Below are 19,515 nucleotides of genomic sequence, written 5' to 3'. Positions count from 1 at the left end.
CCGCGCCCGCAAGCGCGGGCCGGGCCTTCTACTCCGTAAAGACGGCCACAGTCGACCTTGACGTGGCGGCCGGGGTCGGACGCCGCAAGGGCGCGCGCAGCAGGCAGACACAGGCGGCGGCGGCAAGCGCGCCCAGGGCCAGCCACCACTCCTGCCACACTCCGAAACTGAAGGCGCCGAAGGTCAGGTAGATGGCGGCGGTGGCGACCGCCGTCGCCGCGGCCGGGTCTCGCGCGCGCCGGCCCAGGCCCGCGATCACCGCCACCCAGAACACGGCTGCGCCCACCGCCCCGATCAGGCCCAGCTCCAGCCAGATCTGCAGGGGCGCGTCGTGGGGATGCAGCACGATGCCGGGGCCAAAGGCCCGGCTGGCGTCCAGGCCCCAGCCACGGGCAGGATGGTCGCTGATCCAGTCGGCGGCATGGCGCCAGTATCCCATGCGCTCGGACCAGGAGAGCGGCAGCACCGCCTCCAGCTTGCGCCACAGGCCGATGCTTCGTGCGCCCCAGACCAGGGCCGGCGCCGTCAGGAACAGGGTGGCCACCACGCCCGCGATCAGTCGCGGGCCCCAGCGCGGCCAGATCCAGGCGATCAGGCCCGACACCCCGCCAACGCCCAGGGCCAGCAAGGTGGCGTCATAGCCGAAGGCCAGGCTCGGCCAGATGATCCCGGCCAGGATCGGCAGGCCCAGCCAGACCCCGCCGCCATAGCGGGCCGCCGCCAGGATCGCGGCCGGCGCAAACAGGGTCAGGCCGAACAGGCCCTGGGCGACGTTCTTGATGCCGAGGTCCGGACGGATGGGATCGTGCAGAACATCGCGCAGGGCGCGGTAGCCCGCCGCCCCGGTCAGGCCCTCGCCCAGCAGCACCAGGCCCAGGATCACGGACGACCAGGCGAAGACCCGCAGGTGGCCGACCCCGCCGCCTGCCGCGGCCCGGCGCGCGCCCGTCACCACGGCGGTGAACAGCACGGTCTCCGCCAACAGCTTCGCCGCCGTGGATTCCCCCAGGCCGTCGGGCGCAAAGGGGCTCCAGATGGACGAGCTGACCGCCCACAACAGCACCGTGATGATGGCGATCCCCGCGGGCCGATCCTGCTCCTCGAGGCTCAGCGTCCGCAGCATCAAAAGGCCGGCCAGGGCTGCGAGCGGCGCAAAGGCCAGCGGGCCCAGCCAGCCGGCGGGCGCCGCCAGGGCGAAGATCACCGCCAACACCCCGCCGCACCAGGCGGAGAGCCGATCGGGGCTGGCCGCCGCGGTTTGTGTCACGCGCCCACCGGCACGTGCTTGTCACGCATGGTCACCAGCTCTTCGGCCAGGGTCGGGTGCACCGCGCAGGTCGAGTCCCATTGCGGCTTGGTCACGCCCATCTTGAGGGCGATGGCGGCCATCTGGATGATCTCCGGCGCGTCCGGCCCGACCACGTGGCACCCCAGGATCTTCTCGCTGTCGGCGGCCACCACCAGCTTAATCAGGCAGCGCTCGTCGCCGCCATAGAAGGTGGTCTTCATCGGCCGGAAGCGGGACAGGTAGATGTCCACCTTGCCGTGATGCCTGCGGGCCTCGGCCTCGGACAGGCCCACCGAGCCGACCGGCGGCTGAGAGAACACCGCGAGGGCCACCATCTCGTGGTCGAAGCTCTGCGGGTTGTTGTGGAACTCGGTCTGGGCGAAGGCCGCGCCCTCGCGGATAGCCACCGGCGTCAGGTTGATCCGGTCGGTGACGTCCCCCACAGCCCAGATGTGGTCAGAGCTGGTCTTGGAGAACTGATCCACCGCCACGGCGCCGCCCTCGGTCAGCTCCACCCCGGCCGTCTCCAGCCCCAGGCCATCGACATAGGGCTTGCGGCCGGTGGCGAACATAACGACGTCGGTCTCGATGGCGTGGCCGTTGGTCAGGTGATTGACCAGGCCGGTCTGCGTCTTCTCGATCCGGTCATGCTGGGTCCCCAGCACCACCTTGATCCCGCGCTTCTTCATCTCTTCGGTCAGGTGGGTGCGCACGTCGTCGTCAAAGCCGCGCAGGATGTTGGCCCCGCGATAGACAAGGGTCGTGTCCACGCCCAGCCCGGCGAAGATGCCGGCGAACTCCACGGCGATATAGCCGCCACCAGCCACCAGCACCCGCTTGGGCAACTGCGGCAGGTGGAAGGCCTCTTCCGAGGTGATGGCGTGCTCGATGCCGGGGATCTCGGCCGGCTTGAACGGCCGCCCGCCGGTGGCGACCAGGATCTTGCCCGCCGTGACCTTGCGCACCTGACCGGTCTCGCCGGTGATTTCCAGGGTGTGGGGGCCGACCACGCGAGCCTTGCCGTGCAGCAGCTCGGCGCCGGCGTTCTGCAGGTTGGTGACATAGATGCCCGACAGCCGGGCGATCTCGCGGTCCTTGGCCTCCAGGAAGGTCGGCCAGTCAAACACCGCCTGGCTCTTGGACCAGCCATAGCCCTCCGCCACCTGGGCGTAGTGGGCGAATTCAGAGGCGTAGACCATGAACTTCTTGGGCACGCAGCCTCGGATCACGCAGGTGCCGCCCACCCGGTATTCCTCGGCCACCGCCACCTTGGCGCCGGACATCGCCGCCACCCGGGCCGCACGCACGCCGCCGGAGCCTGCGCCGATGACGAAAAGGTCGTAGTCGTAGTCCGCCACGAATAACTCCTCAGGGTTCCAGGGTGACGACGCCGTCCGGCGTCCCCACCAGGGCCATATCGGCCAGGTCAAGGAACAGGCCGTGATCGACAACGCCGGTCACGCTCTTCAGCGCCGCCGCCAGCGCGGCGGGCTCCTCGATCCGCCCGCACGCCGCGTCATAGATAAGGTTGCCGCTGTCAGTCTTCACCGGGGCGCCGTCGCGGCTTCTCAGGCGCGGCGCCATGCCGATATCGAATTCGGCCAGCACGTCGCAGATCCGCGCCATGGTCGACTTGTGCCCAAAGCCCACGACCTCGATGGGCAGGGCGAACTTGCCCAGCATCGCCACCCGCTTGGCCGCGTCAGCGATCACCACGCAGCGGCGGGAATTCTCCCAGACCAGCTTCTCACGCAGCAGGGCCCCGCCCCCGCCCTTGATCAACGACAGGGCCGGACCGACCTCGTCGGCGCCGTCCACGGTCAGGTCGATGGTCGAGACCTCGTCCAGTTGCTTGATCTTCAGGCCCAGGCCCGTGGCGAGATCGGCAGTGGCCACAGAGGTCGGGACGCCCACAATGTCCTTGAGCCCGCGCGCCGCCAGCGCCTTGACGAACCAGGCCGCGGTCGAGCCGGTCCCCAGGCCGACGACCATGCCGGGCTGGACGAGGGCGGCGGCCGCCTCGCCCGCGGCGCGTTTCTGATCGTCAGCGGTCATCTATTTCCAATAGCGGGGCGAGCGCGGCTTGGCAGTTATTTCTTCGCGCGCTTGGCGAGCTTGGCGGCCCGGAACCGCCCCGCCCAGCCGGGCTTGACCACCTGCTCGGCCCGCTCCAGGGCCAGGGCGTCCGGCTCCACGTCCTTGGTGATCACCGAACCGGACCCGGTCATGGCCCCAGCCCCAATGGTCACTGGCGCGACCAGGGCGGAGTTGGAGCCGATGAAGGCGTTCTCGCCCACATGGGTGTCGTGCTTGTCGAAGCCGTCATAGTTGCAGAAGATCGTGCCGGCCCCGATGTTGGCCTTGGCCCCCACCGTGCCGTCGCCCAGATAGGACAGGTGGTTGGCCTTGGCGCCCTCGCCGACCTTGACCTTCTTGACCTCGACGAAGTTGCCGATGTGGGCCTCCGCCCCGATGTCGGCGCCGGGGCGCAGGCGGGCATAGGGCCCGATCAGGGCGCCCAGGCCCACCTTGGCCCCCTCCAGGTGGCTGAAGGCCCGGATCACCGCGCCGGTCTCGACGCTGACGCCCGGCGCAAAGACCACGAACTGTTCGATCTGGGCGCCGGCTGCGATCTTGGTGTCCCAGGAGAAGTGCACCGTCTCCGGCGCCAGCATGGCCACGCCCTCGGCCAGGTGATGGGCCCGCGCCCGGGTCTGGAAAATCGCCTCGGCCTGGGACAGCTGCATGGGCGTGTCACAACCCATCACCGCGCTCTCCGGCGCGAAGGCGACCTTGACCAGCTTCTCCTCGCCCGTGGCCAGGCCGACGATGGAGGTGATGTAGTACTCCTGCTTGGCGTTCTTGTTGTCCACGCGGGACAGCCAGGCGAACATCTGCGCCCGGTCGGCGCAGTACATGCCGGCGTTGCACGCCTTGACCGCCAGTTCCTCGGGCGTCGCATCCTTGGGCTCGACGATGCGGATCAGGTGGCCATCCGCCCCCAGGATCAGCCGCCCGTACAGCAGGGCGTCCGCCGGCTTGAAGCCCAGGATCGACAGGGCCGCGCCCTGGGCGCGCAGGGCGAACAGCGGCTCCAGGTCGGCGGGCCGCAGCAAGGGACAGTCGCCATTGGTCACCAGCACGTCGCCGTCAAAGTCCGCCAGGGCCTCCTTGGCCGCCAGCACGGCGTGGGCGGTGCCGAGCGGCGGGTCCTGCACGGCGACGGCCTGCTCACCCAGCCGCTTGACCACCAGGTCGCGGACGCCGGGGCTGTGATTGCCCACCACCACCACGATGCGCTCGCAGCCCGAGGCCTCCACCGTGTCGATCACCCAGTCCAGCAGGGTGCGGCCGCCCACCTTGTGCAGCATCTTCGGGACAGGCGACTTCATACGCGTGCCCTGGCCGGCGGCGAGGATGACAGCGGCGCGTGCGGTCATGGGATCTGATCCTGGAATCGAAGTCGTTCGTTGCAATCTCGCGGCTCTTACCTGAAACGGCGAGCGGTTTCATTGGAGCGCACCGTCCCCATGCCCGAGCTTTCTGTCCTGGATGGGGCGACCATCGCCTTTGATCTCGACGGCACCCTGGTGGACTCCGCCCCGGACCTGGTCGGGACCCTGAACCTGATCCTGACGCAGGAGGGGCTGCCTCTGCTGCCGTTTGACACCGCGCGGTCCTTCATCGGCCACGGCGCCCGGCGCATGCTGGAACAGGGCTTCGCGGCCCAGGGCCTCACTCCCACGGCGGAGCAGATGGACGGCCTGTTCGCCCGCTTCCTCGCCCACTACGAGCAGCACAGCACCGACCTGACCCGTCCCTTCCCGGGCGTGGCCGAGGCCCTGGCCGAGCTGAAGGCCCGCGGCGCCCGGCTGACGGTCTGCACCAACAAGATCACCCCGCTGTCGCGGCCGATTCTCGAAGCCCTCGACCTCGCCCCCTATTTCGACGCCATCGTCGGGGCCGACCTGTCCCCGGCCCGCAAGCCCGACCCGCGCCACCTGGCGACCGCCGTCGAGCTGGCCGGCGGACGCCTCGACCGGACCATCATGGTCGGCGACGCGGCCCCGGACGCCGGATGCGCCAAGGCCTGCGGCGCGCCCCTGGTGCTGGTCTCCTTCGGCTATACCGACATCCCGGTGACCGAGCTCGGGGCCGACATCCTCATCGATCACTACGACCAGCTCATCGAAGCCTGCGAGACGCTTTTGACCGCTTGCGAGCCGCGAACAACCGGGCTATAGGCGCACCCCTTCCGGCGGATGCGTAGCTCAGCGGGAGAGCACCTCGTTCACACCGAGGGGGTCACAGGTTCAATCCCTGTCGCATCCACCATTCCTTCGCGAGCCCAGGGCTCCGATGGACCGCCAATCCTGATAAAATCTTCGCCCAGTCGTCCGCCCCGACAGTCGCGGCGGCGTCAGCGCAGGGCTGCGTCCACCGCCATCCGGACGAGATCGTCTGCGGGGGGCCAGGGGTGGCCGCTCATGGTGATCAGGCAGTGCGGCACGCCGTGGATCGCGGTGAGCAGGTAGTCCCGGCGGCGCAAGACCTCAGGGTCCTCCGTGGTCACACCATGGTGCGCGGCGAGCCCGTCCAGCAGAGCTTCGAAGGCGCCGGCCAGGCGCTCGTCCGCCAGGAAGGCGCTGACATCCGCCTGGGTCACCCCGCCCGACATGAAAACCAGCCGGTACTCCTCCGGGCGGACCAGCCAGCCGCGCACATAGCCTTCGCAGAAGGCCTGGACACGTCCGGCCGCGGTCTCCTGCGCTGCTACGCCTGGCGTCAGCTCGGCGAAGACCTGCCCAAAGATGTCCGCCCAAACGGCGGCCAGGATGTCCATCTTGCTGTCGAAGTAGGCGTAGAGCGTGTTCGTGGAACACGACAGGCCAGCCGCGATCTTCCGCATAGAGACCGCCTCATAGCCCTCTCGATAAAAGAGGTCGCGGGCGCAGGCCTCGATCCGCGCCCGCATCCTGGCGCGCTCATCCCCCGATCGTTCCGGACGTCCCCGCCCCCGGCCTAGCGGCTGTGATTCCATTGCACCCTCCACGGCCTGATGGTCGCACAGCTTGACCCCTAGGGCCTCACCATTTAATTGATACGCGTATCATATTTTTCATGGAGCCCTCGATGAGTGTGGCGCTGCGCATCGTCTATCTGCTGGCCGGCCTTGCGGTGATCTTCCTGGGCCTGAATGTCGGCTTTGGCGGAATCCGGACCTTGGGCTGGCAGGGCGGGACCGACTTTCTGGCCGTGACAGACCCAGGCCTGTTCGCGGTTCGGGACAGTCATGTGCGCTTCCTGGGCGGGGTCTGGCTTGGCCTGGGCCTCACGCTGTGCGCCGCGACCTGGAAGCCGGCGGCGCTGAAATCGACCGTCCTGGCGATCTGCGGGATGGTGTTCGTCGGCGGCGTCGTCCGCCTTGTTTCCACCGGCCTCGCCGTCGTCACCGGTCCAGATCTGCTGCAGCCCCTGATCCTCGAGCTGGCGGCCTTCCCGGCGCTCGCCCTGTGGACCTGGAAGTCAGCCCCCAACGCCTGAGCCGTCGAGCGCCTCGCCGCTGAAGGTCCCGCCCTTAAGTAATTGCAATTACATGCAAAGTAATCGCCATTACATCGGGCGCCCGTCTAGCGCGGACGCCCAAGCGGCCCCTAGCATGCCCGCCTGACGCAGATGAACCGGACGGTTCGCGCGCAACGGGGGAATGGACATGAGGCGGCGCTTGAGAGCCTGGCGGGCGGGACTCGCGGCAGTGCTGCTGGGCTTGGCGGGGGCCGCCCACGCCCAGGATCCGGCGCCGCCCCGCGATGAGGTGGTGATCATCGGCGGGGTGAAGAGCCACGGGGCCCGCCAGCATGATTTCCCCGCCGGCGTCCCTCACCTGGCCGAGCTGGTGCGCGGCGCTCCGGACCTGCCCAAGGGTCTGCACGTGGTCGCCTATCCGCAGGGCTGGCCCACGGCCCCGGACGCCCTCGACCGGGCCCGGACGGTGGTCTGGTACTTCGACGGGCTTGATCGCCACCCCCTGCGGGATCCGGTCCTGCGCTCGCGCTTCGCGACCCTCATGGACCAGGGCGTCGGGCTCGTGACCCTGCACCAAGCCTCCACCCTCAGCCCCGGAGATGATCTGCCGCTGCCCCAATGGCTGGGCGCGGCGCGCTACGGCATGCCCGACCGCGCGGATGAGCTGATCGCCTTCACGCCCGCGTCCCACCCGGTGACCCGCGGGGTCTCCCCCTTCGCCCTGAAGGACGAGGTCTATCCGACCCTGCGCTATGCGGGATCGGGCGTCACGCCCGTCATGACGGGCGAGCTTCATGGCGCGCTGCCCGACCCGAAGCAGCAGGTGAGCCGGCCGGTCGCCTGGGTGTATGAGCGCCCGGGCGGCGGGCGGTCCTTCGGCTACACTGGCCTCCACTACCTCGACGCCCTGGACCAGCCCCAGCTGCAGCGGCTGATCCTCAACGCGATCCTCTGGACGGCAGGGGCGCCGGCGCCGTGACCCGCCTTCGCAACACCCTGCGCCTGGGCGCCGCCCTGGCGGCCATCCTGCCCCTGTTCGGCATGGCCGAGCCGCCCACGGCGGACCGACCGGACGACAAGCTGACCTACCACCAGGACGCCGCCCGCACCGGCTGGAACGCCCATGAGCGGATCCTCACGCCGGACGCCGTCGCCGGCCACGGGTTCGGGCTCGTCTGGCGCTCCCCGCGGCTGCATGGGCTTGGCGGCCTCCCGCCCCGGCTGTTCGCCACCCCGCTCTATGCGGGCGGGCTCGACATCGCGACCGAGACCCAGCGCGGCCGCCACGACGTGGTGTTCGCGGCGACCAATATCGGCTTCGTCTATGCGGTGAACGCCTCGCAGGCCACAGCCCTGCCCGCCGGTGAGATCCTCTGGAGCGCCCGTCTCACGCCCCGGCCCTGCCTGAGCATCGGCGGCAATCTCTCCACCCCGGTGATCGATCGCGCCGCCAACCGGATCTATGTGACCGCCTGCGATGTCCAGGCGGGCTGGCAGGCGCACGCCCTGGACCTGTCGAGCGGCCGGACGCTGCCGGGCTGGCCGGTGACGCTGAACGCCGAGACCCTCAACCGTCCAGGCGTGAACCGGAACGGAACGACCCGCTATCCCGACAATCCCCTCATCCAGCGCGGAGCCCTGAACCTCAGCCCGGACGGCGCCAGGCTCTATGTCGCCTTCGGCGGCGACGAGGCCAGCGGCTGGCTGGTCTCGGTGGACACCCGCAGCCCCGGCATCGCCTCGGCCTTCTCGACCACGCCGGTTACGTCCGAAACCCAAGGCGGCATGTGGTCCTCCGGCGGCCCGGCGCTGGACGCCCAGGGCCGCGTCTCCATCGCCACCGGCGCCAGCATTCTCAATACCCAGAGGAACGGCGGGGTCGCCGGCGTCTTTCCGGACACCCCCGGCGACTGGGGCCAGTCGATCCTGCAGTTTCGCGACGGGGTCGAGGGCCTGACCCTGGCGGGGACCTACACCCCCTTCAACTACTGCCAGGCCCAGTCGATGGACATCGACCTGGGCAGCAGCGGTACCTTCGTCATCGACCTGCCGTCGTCCCGGACCAGCACGCCGCGCCTGCTCGGCCTGGCGGGCGCCAAGCAAGGGGTCGCCTACCTGCTCGACCGGGACGCCCTGCCCGGGTCGCGGGTCAAGCGGCCGGCCTGCAGCCAGGACCCGGCGACGGACGGCTCACTGCTCGCCCCCGACCCACAGCCTCAGTTCGGCAAGCCGGGGCCGCTGAGCGTCTTCGCGCCCTATTCCGAAACCCACGGCATGGTCGACCAGGCCAAGAGCCGCAGCACTGCCGCCCAGTACCGCGACGCTCGCAGCGCGACCTACCTGTTCGTCTCCGGCAGCAGCAAGCGGCCGGACAATCTCAGCGTCAGCGTCCCGCCGGGCCTCGTGCGGCTGAAGGTGGTGGCGGCGCCGGGTCGCCCAGCCTACCTCGCCATGGACCGCCAGCAGACCACAGAGACCCTGCACAATCCGGGCTCGCCCGTCGTCACCAGCCGAGGCGCCCGCGGCGCGATTGTCTGGGTGCTGGACACCGACGCCCCGCGATCCGCGCCGCTCTATGGGCCCAAGGCGCCCCGGCCCGTGCTCTACGCCTTCGACGCCCGCGACCTCACCCTGCTGTGGAAAAGCGCGCCGGGGCTTCTTGGAACCGGGGGCAAGTACAACGAGCCGACCATCGCCAAGGGCCTGGTCTTCGTCGGAACCGATCGCATCGAGGCCTTCGGTCTTCGTCCCGCAGGTGGAGCCGCACGCGAACCAGACACCCGCAGTCTCGGCGACGTCCAGTTTGCGGCCCTACCTGCGCGCCAGACGGTCAGCGCCGAAAAAGCCCAGCAGCTTTTCCAGGCCAGGTGCGCGGTCTGTCATGGGTCTGGTCAGCCGAATATCCCGACGCTTGCCGCCCTGGCCCGGACACCGCCATCGCGCATCGTCCAGGCGCTGACCACCGGCCCCATGCGGGCGCAGGCGGTGGGATTGACGGAGGCCGAGATCGCGGGCCTGGCCTCTTACCTGAGCGCCTTGCCCCATTGAGGGGACGGCTCAGGCCGAGCGCAACACCGGTTCCACCTGCGGCTCCTCAAGCGGCAGAGGCGTGATGTCGGCGATCACCTTCAGGAACCTCGCCACTTCAGCGTTGATCGCGGTGACGCCCTGTCGGATCTCAGGGCGGTCATGAGCTCGCGCCGGCGCGATGACGCCGCCGTCCGGCGCGTCCACACAGAGCCCCGCCTTGACCAGGCGGCGGACGTGCCGGCGGATCGTCTCATAGGGCGCGCGCAGGTCCTGGGCGAGGCGGTACGCCGACACCGGGCGGCGTTGCGAGTCCGGAATGGGGGCGCCGACATCGGCGGCCAGGTCAGCGGCGCTCAGGCGTGCGGTCACATGAGCGGTGTTGGCGGTCAGGATCGCGTACATCAGCAGGGCGTCGTGGGCGTCGATGCCAAACACGTCACAGCCGATCCTCAGCAAATTCAGGAAGTGCAGACTGGCCTCAAGCGCCACCCGTGACTTGACGTTGAACGGCGAACTGAAGCCACCGACGGGTATCTCCACGCCCGCGCGGTTGAGGGCGTCCACATAGTGCCAGACGGCTTCCCAGACTGCAGGCACGGTGCTGGACACCGCAGCCTCCCCGGGTCCCTGAGCGGCCGCGATGAACCCCCGATCCAGACGCTCACACCAGCCGACATCGACCAGCTGGTTCACATATCGGCGGCCGGTCTCGTAGGGCAGACGCAGTTCGCGCGCGATGCGGTAGGCCGACACCGGCCGTCGCGGCTCCAGCGGAGACTTCTGCTTCTGCAGGTTCTCGTAGTTGATTTCCAGGAACACAAGGCCCGGCCCAAAGTCGAGTGGAAGGGCTCTCGAAAGCAAGTCGGCGCTGACCAGGTTGAAGTTGAGGGCCAATCTCACAACTTGATGCGGCAGGTTCGACATCGACTATTCCCAAATCGGGTACATGAAAACCCAGCCCTGACGCTGAGCGATAGCAATAAACTGGGCGACTCCACGCGCTTAATGAATCAAACACTAGAGGCAGTTCGCGCTGCGGGGTACCCATCCGTGGCGTTTGGTCTCGAGATAAGGTCCGGCTCCTGCCCGAAATGGTGAACTCTCCGCGAGATGTTCCCAGCTCAAAGTGGAGGACGCACGCGCGGAACCGTGATTTTCAAGGTTTCTCAAGCCTGGCGCTCTAGGAGTGCGTGATGCGTCACGCCATGGCAGGCCTCAAGTTCAAGGGCGTCACCCTCACCGCCGAGCAGTTTGAGCGGCTGGTGCGGGCGCACGAGACCTTTGCGCGCGGCCTGCCCGGCGGCGCGCGCGCCATTCCCCGCATGGTCATCGCCCGCAAGATGGACTGCGTGCAGCGCAACCTGGCCGACGTCGACTTCACCGGCGCTGACCTGGCCGACACCCGCTTCATCGGCACGGACCTGTCCCGCGCGGCCCTCTACTGCGCCAACCTGGCGGGGTGCGACTTCCGCGCCGCGATCCTGTTCCGCGCCGACCTGCGCGGGGCCAATTTCGCCGGCTGCAAGCTCGCCGGGGCGAACCTCGATGAAGCCGATATGCGCTCGGCCGTGCTCGCGGTGCATGACGATCTGGCGGGCCTGAAGTGGATCGGCACGAGCCTGAAGGGCGCGCGTCTGGACGGCGCCGACCTGTCTGAGGCCGTCGCCCTTGAGGTGGACTTCACCAATTGCGCCATGCGCGGCGCCAAGCTGCGGTTCGCCAATCTGAAGAACGCCAACTTCAGCGGCGCCATCTTGGACGGCGCCGACCTGGCCGGGGCGCGGCTCGAGGGCGCGCGCTTCAACGGCGCCGTGATGACCGGCATAGACGTCAGCCGCCTGAACATCCCGACCTCGGCCCTGAAAGGCTGCGTGCTCGACACGACCCCGGAGGCCGAGGCGCGCCTCCCCCTGATCCTGGCGACCATCGACAGCCTGGAGCGCTGGGTCCGCACGGAGGGCCGCGAGGGCGAACCCGCGCGCCTGGACGGGCTGGACCTGCGACCGGCCTCGGCGCACCTGAAGGACCGCATGCTGCCAGGCCTCTCCGCCCGCAACGCCCTGGCCTACCGGGTTGACTTCTCTGGCGCTCAGCTGTCCGGCGCGAATTTCGCCGGCGCCGACCTGCGCAAGGCCGACTTCACCGGCGCGGACCTGCGCGGGGCCTCGTTCCGAGGCGCCAACCTCGCCCACGCCCGATTCCGCGACGCGAACCTGCGCCCGCTGCAACTGCGCTCCGGGCTTCGCCCCGTGGACCTGGAGGACGCCTGCCTCAACGGCACCGGCCTGACCCCGCCACAGAGCCGCACCATCGACCTCGAAGCGGTCTAATGCCGCTCAATATATTGTTTTAATTATCTTTTGTTCTGGTCGAGCTGGATCACCCCAGACGCCAAAGGCCTTCGTCCATGTTGACGTCAAACGGGCCGGCGCCAAACCCCTCCCCCTCCGCCACGTCATCCCTCTAGGCTCGTCACAAAAGCCCCACCGGATCGGGGTAACAGGGAGCCTGACATGGACATCACCGCCGCCGTCGCCCGCACGGGCCAAGCTGGATTTTCCGTCGAGACCGTTCAGCTGGACGATCCGCGGCCCGACGAGATCCTGGTGCGCATCGCCGGCGTCGGCCTCTGCCACACCGACCTCGTCTTCCAGCAGGCCGAGGGCATCTTCCCGCGTCCGGCGGTGTTCGGCCATGAAGGCTCGGGCGTGGTCGAAAAGGTCGGCTCGGCGGTGAAGAAGGTCGCGGTCGGCGACAAGGTGCTGATCACCTTCCGCTCCTGCGGGGCGTGCGACCGCTGCGGCGACGGCGACGCGGCCTACTGCCGGACCATGCCGATGCTGAACTATGCGGGCGTGCGCACCGACGGCTCCATGACCCTGAAGAACGCCGATGGGCCGATCGCCGGCAACTTCTTCGGCCAATCCTCCTTCGGCACCTACGCCCTGACCTATGAGCGCAACGTGGTGAAGGCGCCCGACGATGTGCCCCTGGAGCTGATGGGGCCGTTGGGCTGCGGGATCCAGACCGGCGCCGGCGGCGTCATGCGCTCGCTGGAAGCCCGCGAAGGCTCGTCGATCCTGATCCTGGGCGGCGGCTCCGTGGGCCTCGCCGCCGTCATGGGGGCCAAGATCCGCAAGTGCGCGACCATCATCCTGGTCGAGCCCCTGGCCGGGCGCCGCGACCTGGCCCTGGAGCTCGGCGCAACCCACGTCATCGACCCCAAGGCGCAGGGAGACCTGGCGGCGGCCGTGCGGGCCATACTGCCGGCGGGCGTCGACTACGCCTTTGACACCACCGGCCTGCCCGCCGTGCTGAACGGCGCCTTCGGGGCCCTGGGCTCCAAGGGCGTCCTGGCCATTGTCGGCGTCCCGGCGCCCGGCACGCCCATGCCCGGCGACCTAGGGGCGGCCATCACCTTCGGCCTGACGGTCAAGGGGGTGATCGAAGGCGATTCCGATCCCGACGAGTTCCTACCCGAACTGCTCGACCACTACCGGGCCGGCCGCCTGCCCTTCGACAAGCTCATCAAGACCTACCCCTTGAGCGCCATCAACGAAGCCATCGCGGCCCAGCACCATGGTGAGTGCGTGAAAGTGGTCCTGATCCCCTGACCGATCCGCAACCGCCCTCCCTGCGCGAAGCCTTCGGCGTCTGGCTGAAGATCGGTCTGTTGTCCTTCGGCGGGCCGGCCGGCCAGATCGCCATGATGCATCGCGTCCTGGTCGAGGAGCGGCGCTGGATCGGGGAGCGTCGGTTCCTGCATGCGCTCAACTACTGCATGCTGCTGCCGGGGCCTGAAGCGCAGCAGCTGGCCACCTATGTCGGCTGGCTGATGCACCGGACGGCGGGCGGGCTGATCGCCGGCCTGCTGTTCATCGCCCCCGGCGCCCTGGTCATGCTGAGCCTCAGCATGGCCTACGCCCTGTTCGGACAGACGCCGCTGGCGGCCGGCCTTTTCTTCGGCGTCAAGGCCGCGGTGCTGGCCGTGGTGGCCGAGGCGATCCTGAGGATCGGCCGGCGAGCCCTGAAGTCACGGAGCATGCTCGCCCTGGCGGTCGCAGCTTTCATCGCCATCTGGGCCTTCCAGGTCCCCTTTCCCCTGATCGTCCTGGGCGCGGGCCTGGCCGGCTGGGCGCTCGACCGCCACCTGCCGGAGGGCGCGCACGGGACCGAACCCACCGATGATCCGGGCGGCCTGATCGACGCCATGTTCGCCCGCGGCGAGCTTGAGCATACCCGCCCGCGACCGGGCCGCTGGATCCGGGTCCTGGGCCTCTGGGGCGGACTGTGGCTCGCGCCGCTCGCGCTGCTGGTCCTGATCCTGGGACCGGACAGCGTCTGGACGCGGATCGCGGCCTTCTTCTCGACCATGGGCGTGGTCACCTTCGGCGGCGCCTATGCGGTGCTGAGCTATGTGGCCCAAGCCGCGGTCTCGGGCTTTGGCTGGCTGAGCCCCGGCGAGATGGCCGACGGCCTGGGCCTGGCCGAGACCACACCCGGCCCGTTGATCCTGGTCCTGCAGTTCGTGGGCTTCCTGGCGGCCTGGCGCGACGCCGGCCCCCTGCCCCCGCTGCTGGCCGGCGCGCTCGGCGCCCTGCTGACCACCTGGGTGACCTTCGCGCCGTCCTTCCTGTGGATCTTCCTGGGCGGCCCCTATGTGGAGCAACTGCGCGACAACCGCGCTCTGCGCGCGGCGCTGAGCGCCATCACCGCCGCAGTGGTCGGGGTGATCGCCAATCTGGCGCTTTGGTTCGGGCTGCACACCCTGTTCCGCCAGAGCTGGCCTGCCAAGCTCTACGGCGTCGGACCGGACCTGCCGGTGCTGGCCTCGGCCAACCTGCCCGCCATCGGCTTGGCGGCGGCGGCCACGGTCGCCATGTTGCGGTTCAAGGTCGGCATGGGGCCGACCCTCATCGCCTGCGCCATCGCGGGCGTCGCGATCAGCGGGCTTTCGGCCTGACGCGGCGCGCAAAGCGCCACCACAGGGCCTCGGCCGCGAAGGCCGCCCCGGCGATGACCAGGGCCACATCCACCGCCAGTGTCATGGCGTAACCCAGCCCGAAGGCGATCAAGGAGATCAAGCGTCTGGCTCCCTCTTCTAACGTCCGATCCTGACGCCCGATGGACAGGCGTATTCGGCCTCCCAGCTGACCCGTCCGTCAAGGGGCCGCATGGCCACCAGCCGGCATCCGGCCGTCTTGAGCACCTTGGTCGCGGCGCGACTGTAGATATCGTCGGCCAGGGCGGCGGGCGCGACGCCCAGGCTCAATCCCTCGGCCGCGCCCTGCAGGAAGGCCGCGCCGACATTGCGCTGGATCAGCAAGGAGGGGTCGCGGGGATGCGCCTTGACGACCAGGGTCCTGCCCTCGATCCGAACCTGCCGGCTCCAACCGCCGCGCTCATACTCCATCAGCCGGTCGAGTGGTCGCGAGCGGCCCAGGGTGGCGTAGGGATCATAGGATTGGGCGGCGGCCGGCCATGCGGAGACCAGCCCGGCCAACAGCACGGCCGCGGCGCAGAGCCCGCGCTGTCCCGTCTTGGCCATGCCTTCCCCCCAGTTGGCGCAGACCCTCGCCCACGAACGCGGCGAGGACCACCAACCCAAGGTTCAGTTTGCGGAGATTGCGCTCGCGAGGATCAACCCGCGCGGCCCTCAGCCGGCGTTCAGAGGCGGTGCGTGGGCTTGAATCAGGTCCTCGCGCTCAGCCCGGCGAACGGCGCTGCGGACGTTCAGGCGGGTGAATACCTCGGCGTCGCCGGCGTGTTGGTGCTGTAGTTCGGCCCGCACCGTGGCCAGGGCGGCCTCCCACTCGCGGTCGGACAACCGCTCGGTCTCCCCGGCGAACAGGATTCGCGCCGCCTGATCCTGGACCTGAGCGATGACATAGTTCGCCCCCGCAGGCGGAAGATGGCGTTCTTCCTCGATGCTGGAATAGCGATAGACGCTGCCGGAGGCTCCGGCGAAATCGATCTGGCGGGTCATAAGACGCTCCCGGCCTGTAACCACTGAACAGCCCCCAGGCTCCCCGCCGACTGGGGCGAAAGATGGGCCGCACCCCTCATAGCGCGTCTCGGGGGCGCGCTGGAACAACCTTCGCCAGAAGGCGTTCGGCCCTGGGGACAGGCTCTGCTAGGCTTGACCTGCCAGCCGGCCTCACCGCACGGTCGGCTCGCCTTGTAACCTTGCCGGGATCGTTCGCGCGCAGGCCGATGGAAAACACCGCCGACTATAGCGTGAGCCCGAACGGCGCCGTCCTTTTGACAGGCGACTGGACCAACGGCGCCTTGAAGGGCGCCGGCGACGCCCTGGCGCGCGAGGTCGCGGGCCGCCACGACACCGTCTTCGACCTGACCGCCGTGGGCCGCCTGGACACCGCCGGAGCCTTCGCCATCGTCAGGGCCGCCGGCGGCGAACTGCCCACCGAGCGGGTCAAGGGGCGCACCGAGACCCTGCGGTTGCTGGCCCTGGTGACCGAGGCCGCCCGCCCCCGACCTGCCCGGCGCCCGGCGCCCCGCGGCTTCTACCAGATGTCCATCCGCATCGGCCGCGGCGTCATCGACCTGGTGCGCGAGCTGTTCGAGACCCTGGTCTTCGCCGGTCACCTGCTGGCGGTGCTGGGCCTGGTCATCATCAATCCCAAGCGCGTCCGCTGGCCGGCGCTGGTGTCCCTGGCCGAGCGCGCGGGCCTGGACGCCATCCCGATCGTGGTGACCACCTCGTTCTTCATCGGGGCCGTGGTCGCCCTGTTGGGCGCCAATATGCTGCGCCAGTTCGGGGCCGAGGTGTTCGTCGTCGAGCTGATCGGCATCGCCGTGCTGCGCGAGTTCAACATTATCATCACCGCCATTCTGTTGGCGGGTCGGTCGGCCTCGTCCTTCGCCGCCGAACTCGGCTCGATGAAAATGAACCAGGAAGTCGACGCCATGAAGGTGCTGGGGGTCGATCCGTTCGAGGCCCTGGTCTTCCCGCGCTTCGCCGCCCTGCTGATCACGATTCCGCTGCTGACCTTTGTCGCCACCCTGGCCGGCCTGCTCGGCGGCCTGGCGGTCACCTGGTCGGAGCTGGGCCTGGGCCCCTCCTTCTTCCTGCAGCGCATCCTCGACAATGTCGGCGCGACACACTTCTGGATCGGCATGTCCAAGGCCCCGGTGATGGCCGCGGTCATCGCCGGCATCGGCTGCCGCCAGGGCCTCGAGGTTGGCGGCGATGTGGAATCCCTTGGCCGCAGGGTGACCGCCGCCGTGGTCCACGCCATCTTCGCCATCATCGTCATCGATGCCGGTTTCGCCCTGCTCTACATGGAGCTGGACCTGTGAGCCGCAACGCCGCCGCCCCAGCTATCGAGGTCGAGGGGCTCCTGTCCCAGTTCGGCGACCGGGTCATTCACAAGGACCTGGACCTCACTGTGCGCCAGGGCGAGGTGATGGGCGTGGTCGGCGGGTCCGGCTCGGGCAAGTCGGTGCTGCTCAACAGCATCATCGGGCTGAAGCGGCCCGAGGGCGGCCGCGTCCGGGTGTTCGGCCAGGACCTGACGCGAGCCACCCGCAAGCAACGCGCCGCCATGGCCCGCCGCTGGGGCGTTCTCTTCCAACAGGGCGCGCTGTTCTCGAACCTCACAGTGCGCGAGAACGTCGCCACACCGATGTACGAGCACACCAACATGACCCGCCAGGCGATCCGCGAACTGGCGGACCTGAAGATCGCCATGGTCGGCCTGCCGCCGGAAGCCGGCGGGCTGAAGCCCTCGGAGCTATCGGGGGGCATGCGCAAGCGCGCGGGCCTGGCGCGGGCCCTGGCCCTCGATCCGGAGCTCCTGTTCCTCGACGAGCCCACCGCCGGGCTGGACCCCATCGGGGCCGCGGCCTTCGATGACCTGATCCTGGACTTGTCCCGCAGCCTGGAGCTGACCGTCTTCATGATCACCCACGATCTGGACAGCCTCTACACCATCACCGACCGGGTGGCGGTGCTGGCCGACAAGCATGTGGTGGCCGCGGCGCCCGTGCACGAGCTCGAGCGTTCCACGCACCCGTGGATTCACGAATACTTCCTGGGACCGCGCGGCCGCGCCGCGGCCGCGGCCCAGGCCAGCCGGACCCCCGCCTGATGGAAAAAGACGCCAACTACGCCCTGGTGGGCCTGTCGACCATGATCCTCTTCGTGGGTCTGGTGATCTTCGTCGTCTGGCTGGCCCGGCTCCAGTTCACCCACGACTACGACAACTACGACATCGTCTTCCAGGGTCCGGTGCGCGGCATCTCCCAGGGCGGCGAAGTGCACTTCAACGGCATCAAGGTGGGCGAGGTCACCAAGATCGCCCTGCGCCGGGAAGACCCCAACCAGGTGATCGCCACGGCTCGCGTGACCTCCGACGTGCCGATCCGCGAGGACTCCTACGCCACCCTGGAGCCCCAGGGCATCACCGGGGTGAACTACATCCAGATCACCGCCGGCACGCCGTCCAAGCCGCTGCTGAAGGACCTGTTCCCGAAGGACAAGGTGCCGATCCTGCGCAGCCAGCGCAGCGCCCTGTCCGACCTGCTGGAAGGCGGCGGCAACGTCCTGACCCGCACCATCGAGGCCCTGGACCGGGTCAACCGCGTCCTGTCCGACGACAACATCAAGACCTTCAACGCCGCGCTGAACGACACCCAGGCCTTCACCGGCGAGCTGCGCGAGCGCAAGCAGGTGATCGCCGACTTCCAGAAGGCGGTTCAGGACATTGACGTGGCGGCCCAGCAGATTTCGGCCCTGTCAAAGTCCACCCAGGACGTGGTCGACACTGACGGCAAGCGCACGGTGCGCAACTTCGGCGACGCCGCCGAGGAGACCCGCGCCGCGGCCAGGGACCTGCGCTCCATGATGGGCAAGCTGGAAGGGCCGACCTCGGAGTTCGCGTCCAACGGCCTGCCCCAGCTCACCGCCGCCGCCCAGTCCCTGCAGAACACCGCCGAGTCGCTGGATCGCCTGGCCCGCGAGCTGCAAGCCAATCCGAGAGGCCTGGTGGGCAAGGCGCCCGCCGAGGAAAAGAAGGTCAAGCCATGAACCCGACCCGCAGCCTGTTCCGGATCGCCGGGATCGCGGCCGTCGCCGTCGCCCTGTCGGCCTGCGTCACGGTCTTTCCGAAGACCAAGCCCGCCCTGCTCTACCGCTTCGACGGCGCCGTCGCCCAATCGGGTCCCGCGGCGGAGGTCCGGCGCGGCGTCGCCCGCGCCAACGGGTCCTTCGTCGGCGCCGCGGCGGGCGACCGGATTTTGACGGTCACCGGCTCGGAGGTCGCCTATATCGCCGAGAGCCGTTGGGCCGATCCGGCCTCGGTGCTGTTCGACGAAGCCGTCGCCCGCGCCTTCAGCGCCAACCAGGGCGCGGCGCGCCTGGTGGCCCGGGGCGAGCCGGCCAAGGCCGACTACTCCTTGCGCCTGGACGTCCAGCGGTTCGAAGCGGTCTATGACCAGGGCGGCAAGGCGGCGCCGAAGGTGGCTGTGGACGTGCATGTGGTGATCGTCCGCGCCCAGGACCGCGCTGTGGTCCGCGACGAGACCCTGTCGGCCGAGGTTCGCGCCGGCGACAACCGCGTCTCGGCCATCGTCGCGGCCTTCGACAAGGCGGTCTCCGACGTCCTGACCCGCACCGTCGGCCTGACCAACGACGCGGCGGCGAGCTAGAG

The 19,515-nt window shown here is 69.3% G+C and carries 20 protein-coding genes and 1 tRNA gene; 12 read left to right on the top strand and 9 right to left on the bottom strand.

Annotated elements, in window-relative coordinates; genetic code table 11:
• Positions 1-28: 28 nt before the first annotated feature.
• Genes ACFQ27_RS03560 through glmU form a run of 4 tightly spaced genes read right to left on the bottom strand, consistent with a single transcriptional unit; the run spans position 29 to position 4,728 of the window.
• Positions 29-1,267 (bottom strand): O-antigen ligase family protein, encoded by a 1,239-nt coding sequence (locus ACFQ27_RS03560; RefSeq protein WP_377352532.1) that lies wholly within the window; start codon positions 1,265-1,267, stop codon positions 29-31.
• Positions 1,264-2,646 carry a glutathione-disulfide reductase gene (gene gor, locus ACFQ27_RS03555; RefSeq protein WP_377352530.1) on the bottom strand — a complete coding sequence of 461 codons (1,383 nt, stop codon included), beginning with the start codon at positions 2,644-2,646 and terminating at the stop codon, positions 1,264-1,266. Before gor ends, ACFQ27_RS03560 begins: the two co-directional genes overlap by 4 nt.
• A 10-nt stretch (positions 2,647-2,656) precedes the next feature.
• Positions 2,657-3,343: a ribose-5-phosphate isomerase RpiA gene (rpiA, locus tag ACFQ27_RS03550; protein ID WP_377352529.1), complete on the bottom strand. Its 687-nt coding sequence runs from the start codon at positions 3,341-3,343 to the stop codon at positions 2,657-2,659.
• Between the two features lie 35 nt (positions 3,344-3,378).
• Entirely contained in the window at positions 3,379-4,728 is a 1,350-nt protein-coding gene (gene glmU, locus ACFQ27_RS03545; RefSeq protein WP_377352527.1) for a bifunctional UDP-N-acetylglucosamine diphosphorylase/glucosamine-1-phosphate N-acetyltransferase GlmU, read from the bottom strand.
• A gap of 90 nt (positions 4,729-4,818) precedes the next feature.
• Here glmU and gph point away from each other — a divergent pair, with 90 nt between their 5' ends.
• Complete coding sequence (gph, locus tag ACFQ27_RS03540) at positions 4,819-5,532, top strand: phosphoglycolate phosphatase (RefSeq protein WP_377352526.1); 714 nt, start codon at positions 4,819-4,821, stop codon at positions 5,530-5,532.
• A gap of 16 nt (positions 5,533-5,548) precedes the next feature.
• Positions 5,549-5,623, top strand: a tRNA-Val gene (locus ACFQ27_RS03535).
• A gap of 85 nt (positions 5,624-5,708) precedes the next feature.
• Here the strand turns inward: ACFQ27_RS03535 and ACFQ27_RS03530 are convergent.
• Positions 5,709-6,263 carry a TetR/AcrR family transcriptional regulator gene (locus ACFQ27_RS03530; RefSeq protein WP_374346275.1) on the bottom strand — a complete coding sequence of 185 codons (555 nt, stop codon included), beginning with the start codon at positions 6,261-6,263 and terminating at the stop codon, positions 5,709-5,711.
• A 158-nt stretch (positions 6,264-6,421) separates the two neighbouring features.
• Here ACFQ27_RS03530 and ACFQ27_RS03525 point away from each other — a divergent pair, with 158 nt between their 5' ends.
• The 3 genes from ACFQ27_RS03525 to ACFQ27_RS03515 all read left to right on the top strand — a co-directional run bounded on the left by ACFQ27_RS03525 (position 6,422) and on the right by ACFQ27_RS03515 (position 9,862).
• Positions 6,422-6,832: a DUF4345 family protein gene (locus tag ACFQ27_RS03525; RefSeq protein ID WP_377352524.1), complete on the top strand. Its 411-nt coding sequence runs from the start codon at positions 6,422-6,424 to the stop codon at positions 6,830-6,832.
• Positions 6,833-7,043: 211 nt separating this feature from the next.
• Entirely contained in the window at positions 7,044-7,793 is a 750-nt protein-coding gene (locus ACFQ27_RS03520; RefSeq protein WP_377352522.1) for a ThuA domain-containing protein, read from the top strand.
• A complete protein-coding gene (locus tag ACFQ27_RS03515) occupies positions 7,790-9,862 on the top strand; it encodes a c-type cytochrome (RefSeq protein ID WP_377352520.1) in 2,073 nt (690 codons plus the stop codon). The genes ACFQ27_RS03520 and ACFQ27_RS03515 overlap by 4 nt, the downstream gene beginning before the upstream one ends.
• A 9-nt stretch (positions 9,863-9,871) precedes the next feature.
• On the opposite strand, the gene ACFQ27_RS03510 is transcribed toward ACFQ27_RS03515, so the two are convergent.
• Positions 9,872-10,768 (bottom strand): hypothetical protein, encoded by an 897-nt coding sequence (locus tag ACFQ27_RS03510; RefSeq protein ID WP_377352519.1) that lies wholly within the window; start codon positions 10,766-10,768, stop codon positions 9,872-9,874.
• A gap of 269 nt (positions 10,769-11,037) precedes the next feature.
• Between ACFQ27_RS03510 and ACFQ27_RS03505 the strand changes: the two genes are divergently transcribed.
• From ACFQ27_RS03505 to chrA, 3 genes are all read left to right on the top strand, one after another.
• Positions 11,038-12,174 carry a pentapeptide repeat-containing protein gene (locus tag ACFQ27_RS03505; RefSeq protein WP_377352518.1) on the top strand — a complete coding sequence of 379 codons (1,137 nt, stop codon included), beginning with the start codon at positions 11,038-11,040 and terminating at the stop codon, positions 12,172-12,174.
• Between the two features lie 183 nt (positions 12,175-12,357).
• Complete coding sequence (locus tag ACFQ27_RS03500; protein ID WP_374346281.1) at positions 12,358-13,458, top strand: NAD(P)-dependent alcohol dehydrogenase; 1,101 nt, start codon at positions 12,358-12,360, stop codon at positions 13,456-13,458.
• Complete coding sequence (gene chrA, locus ACFQ27_RS03495; protein WP_377352516.1) at positions 13,431-14,807, top strand: chromate efflux transporter; 1,377 nt, start codon at positions 13,431-13,433, stop codon at positions 14,805-14,807. Before ACFQ27_RS03500 ends, chrA begins: the two co-directional genes overlap by 28 nt.
• On the opposite strand, the gene ACFQ27_RS03490 is transcribed toward chrA, so the two are convergent.
• From ACFQ27_RS03490 to ACFQ27_RS03480, 3 genes are all read right to left on the bottom strand, one after another.
• Positions 14,788-14,928 (bottom strand): hypothetical protein, encoded by a 141-nt coding sequence (locus ACFQ27_RS03490; RefSeq protein WP_377352515.1) that lies wholly within the window; start codon positions 14,926-14,928, stop codon positions 14,788-14,790. The two genes, chrA and ACFQ27_RS03490, sit on opposite strands and share 20 nt — an antisense overlap.
• Before the next feature lie 17 nt (positions 14,929-14,945).
• Positions 14,946-15,392, bottom strand: a complete 447-nt coding sequence (locus tag ACFQ27_RS03485) for a hypothetical protein (RefSeq protein ID WP_377352513.1) — start codon at positions 15,390-15,392, stop codon at positions 14,946-14,948.
• Positions 15,393-15,500: 108 nt separating this feature from the next.
• The gene (locus ACFQ27_RS03480) at positions 15,501-15,830 is read right to left on the bottom strand and encodes a hypothetical protein (protein WP_374346285.1); all 330 of its coding nucleotides are present in this window, start codon (positions 15,828-15,830) and stop codon (positions 15,501-15,503) included.
• 227 nt (positions 15,831-16,057) lie between these two features.
• Between ACFQ27_RS03480 and ACFQ27_RS03475 the strand changes: the two genes are divergently transcribed.
• Genes ACFQ27_RS03475 through ACFQ27_RS03460 form a run of 4 tightly spaced genes read left to right on the top strand, consistent with a single transcriptional unit; the run spans position 16,058 to position 19,513 of the window.
• Complete coding sequence (locus ACFQ27_RS03475) at positions 16,058-17,164, top strand: MlaE family ABC transporter permease (RefSeq protein ID WP_377352512.1); 1,107 nt, start codon at positions 16,058-16,060, stop codon at positions 17,162-17,164.
• A complete protein-coding gene (locus tag ACFQ27_RS03470; RefSeq protein WP_374346288.1) occupies positions 17,161-17,955 on the top strand; it encodes an ABC transporter ATP-binding protein in 795 nt (264 codons plus the stop codon). The genes ACFQ27_RS03475 and ACFQ27_RS03470 overlap by 4 nt, the downstream gene beginning before the upstream one ends.
• Complete coding sequence (locus ACFQ27_RS03465; protein WP_374346289.1) at positions 17,955-18,893, top strand: MlaD family protein; 939 nt, start codon at positions 17,955-17,957, stop codon at positions 18,891-18,893. The genes ACFQ27_RS03470 and ACFQ27_RS03465 overlap by 1 nt, the downstream gene beginning before the upstream one ends.
• Positions 18,890-19,513, top strand: coding sequence for an ABC-type transport auxiliary lipoprotein family protein (locus ACFQ27_RS03460; RefSeq protein ID WP_377352509.1), 624 nt, complete (start codon positions 18,890-18,892; stop codon positions 19,511-19,513). The genes ACFQ27_RS03465 and ACFQ27_RS03460 overlap by 4 nt, the downstream gene beginning before the upstream one ends.
• The last annotated feature ends 2 nt before the right edge of the window (positions 19,514-19,515 follow it).

Origin of the sequence: Phenylobacterium conjunctum, from assembly GCF_042679085.1 — a bacterium.
GTDB classification, from domain to species: Bacteria; Pseudomonadota; Alphaproteobacteria; order Caulobacterales; family Caulobacteraceae; genus Phenylobacterium; species Phenylobacterium conjunctum.
Note: the sequence above shows the minus strand (reverse complement) of the source record. Positions and strands in the feature narration are given on the sequence as shown.

Bases quoted from the DNA above. Each gene is read 5' to 3' on its own strand.
- rpiA (WP_377352529.1), bottom strand. From the start codon at position 3,343: ATGACCGCTGACGATCAGAAACGCGCCGCGGGCGAGGCGGCCGCCGCC.
- glmU (WP_377352527.1), bottom strand. From the start codon at position 4,728: ATGACCGCACGCGCCGCTGTCATCCTCGCCGCCGGCCAGGGCACGCGT.
- gph (WP_377352526.1), top strand. From the start codon at position 4,819: ATGCCCGAGCTTTCTGTCCTGGATGGGGCGACCATCGCCTTTGATCTC.
- ACFQ27_RS03530 (WP_374346275.1), bottom strand. From the start codon at position 6,263: ATGCGGGCGCGGATCGAGGCCTGCGCCCGCGACCTCTTTTATCGAGAG.
- ACFQ27_RS03525 (WP_377352524.1), top strand. From the start codon at position 6,422: ATGAGTGTGGCGCTGCGCATCGTCTATCTGCTGGCCGGCCTTGCGGTG.
- ACFQ27_RS03510 (WP_377352519.1), bottom strand. From the start codon at position 10,768: ATGTCGAACCTGCCGCATCAAGTTGTGAGATTGGCCCTCAACTTCAAC.
- ACFQ27_RS03505 (WP_377352518.1), top strand. From the start codon at position 11,038: ATGCGTCACGCCATGGCAGGCCTCAAGTTCAAGGGCGTCACCCTCACC.
- ACFQ27_RS03500 (WP_374346281.1), top strand. From the start codon at position 12,358: ATGGACATCACCGCCGCCGTCGCCCGCACGGGCCAAGCTGGATTTTCC.
- ACFQ27_RS03485 (WP_377352513.1), bottom strand. From the start codon at position 15,392: ATGGCCAAGACGGGACAGCGCGGGCTCTGCGCCGCGGCCGTGCTGTTG.
- ACFQ27_RS03480 (WP_374346285.1), bottom strand. From the start codon at position 15,830: ATGACCCGCCAGATCGATTTCGCCGGAGCCTCCGGCAGCGTCTATCGC.
- ACFQ27_RS03475 (WP_377352512.1), top strand. From the start codon at position 16,058: ATGGAAAACACCGCCGACTATAGCGTGAGCCCGAACGGCGCCGTCCTT.
- ACFQ27_RS03465 (WP_374346289.1), top strand. From the start codon at position 17,955: ATGGAAAAAGACGCCAACTACGCCCTGGTGGGCCTGTCGACCATGATC.
- ACFQ27_RS03460 (WP_377352509.1), top strand. From the start codon at position 18,890: ATGAACCCGACCCGCAGCCTGTTCCGGATCGCCGGGATCGCGGCCGTC.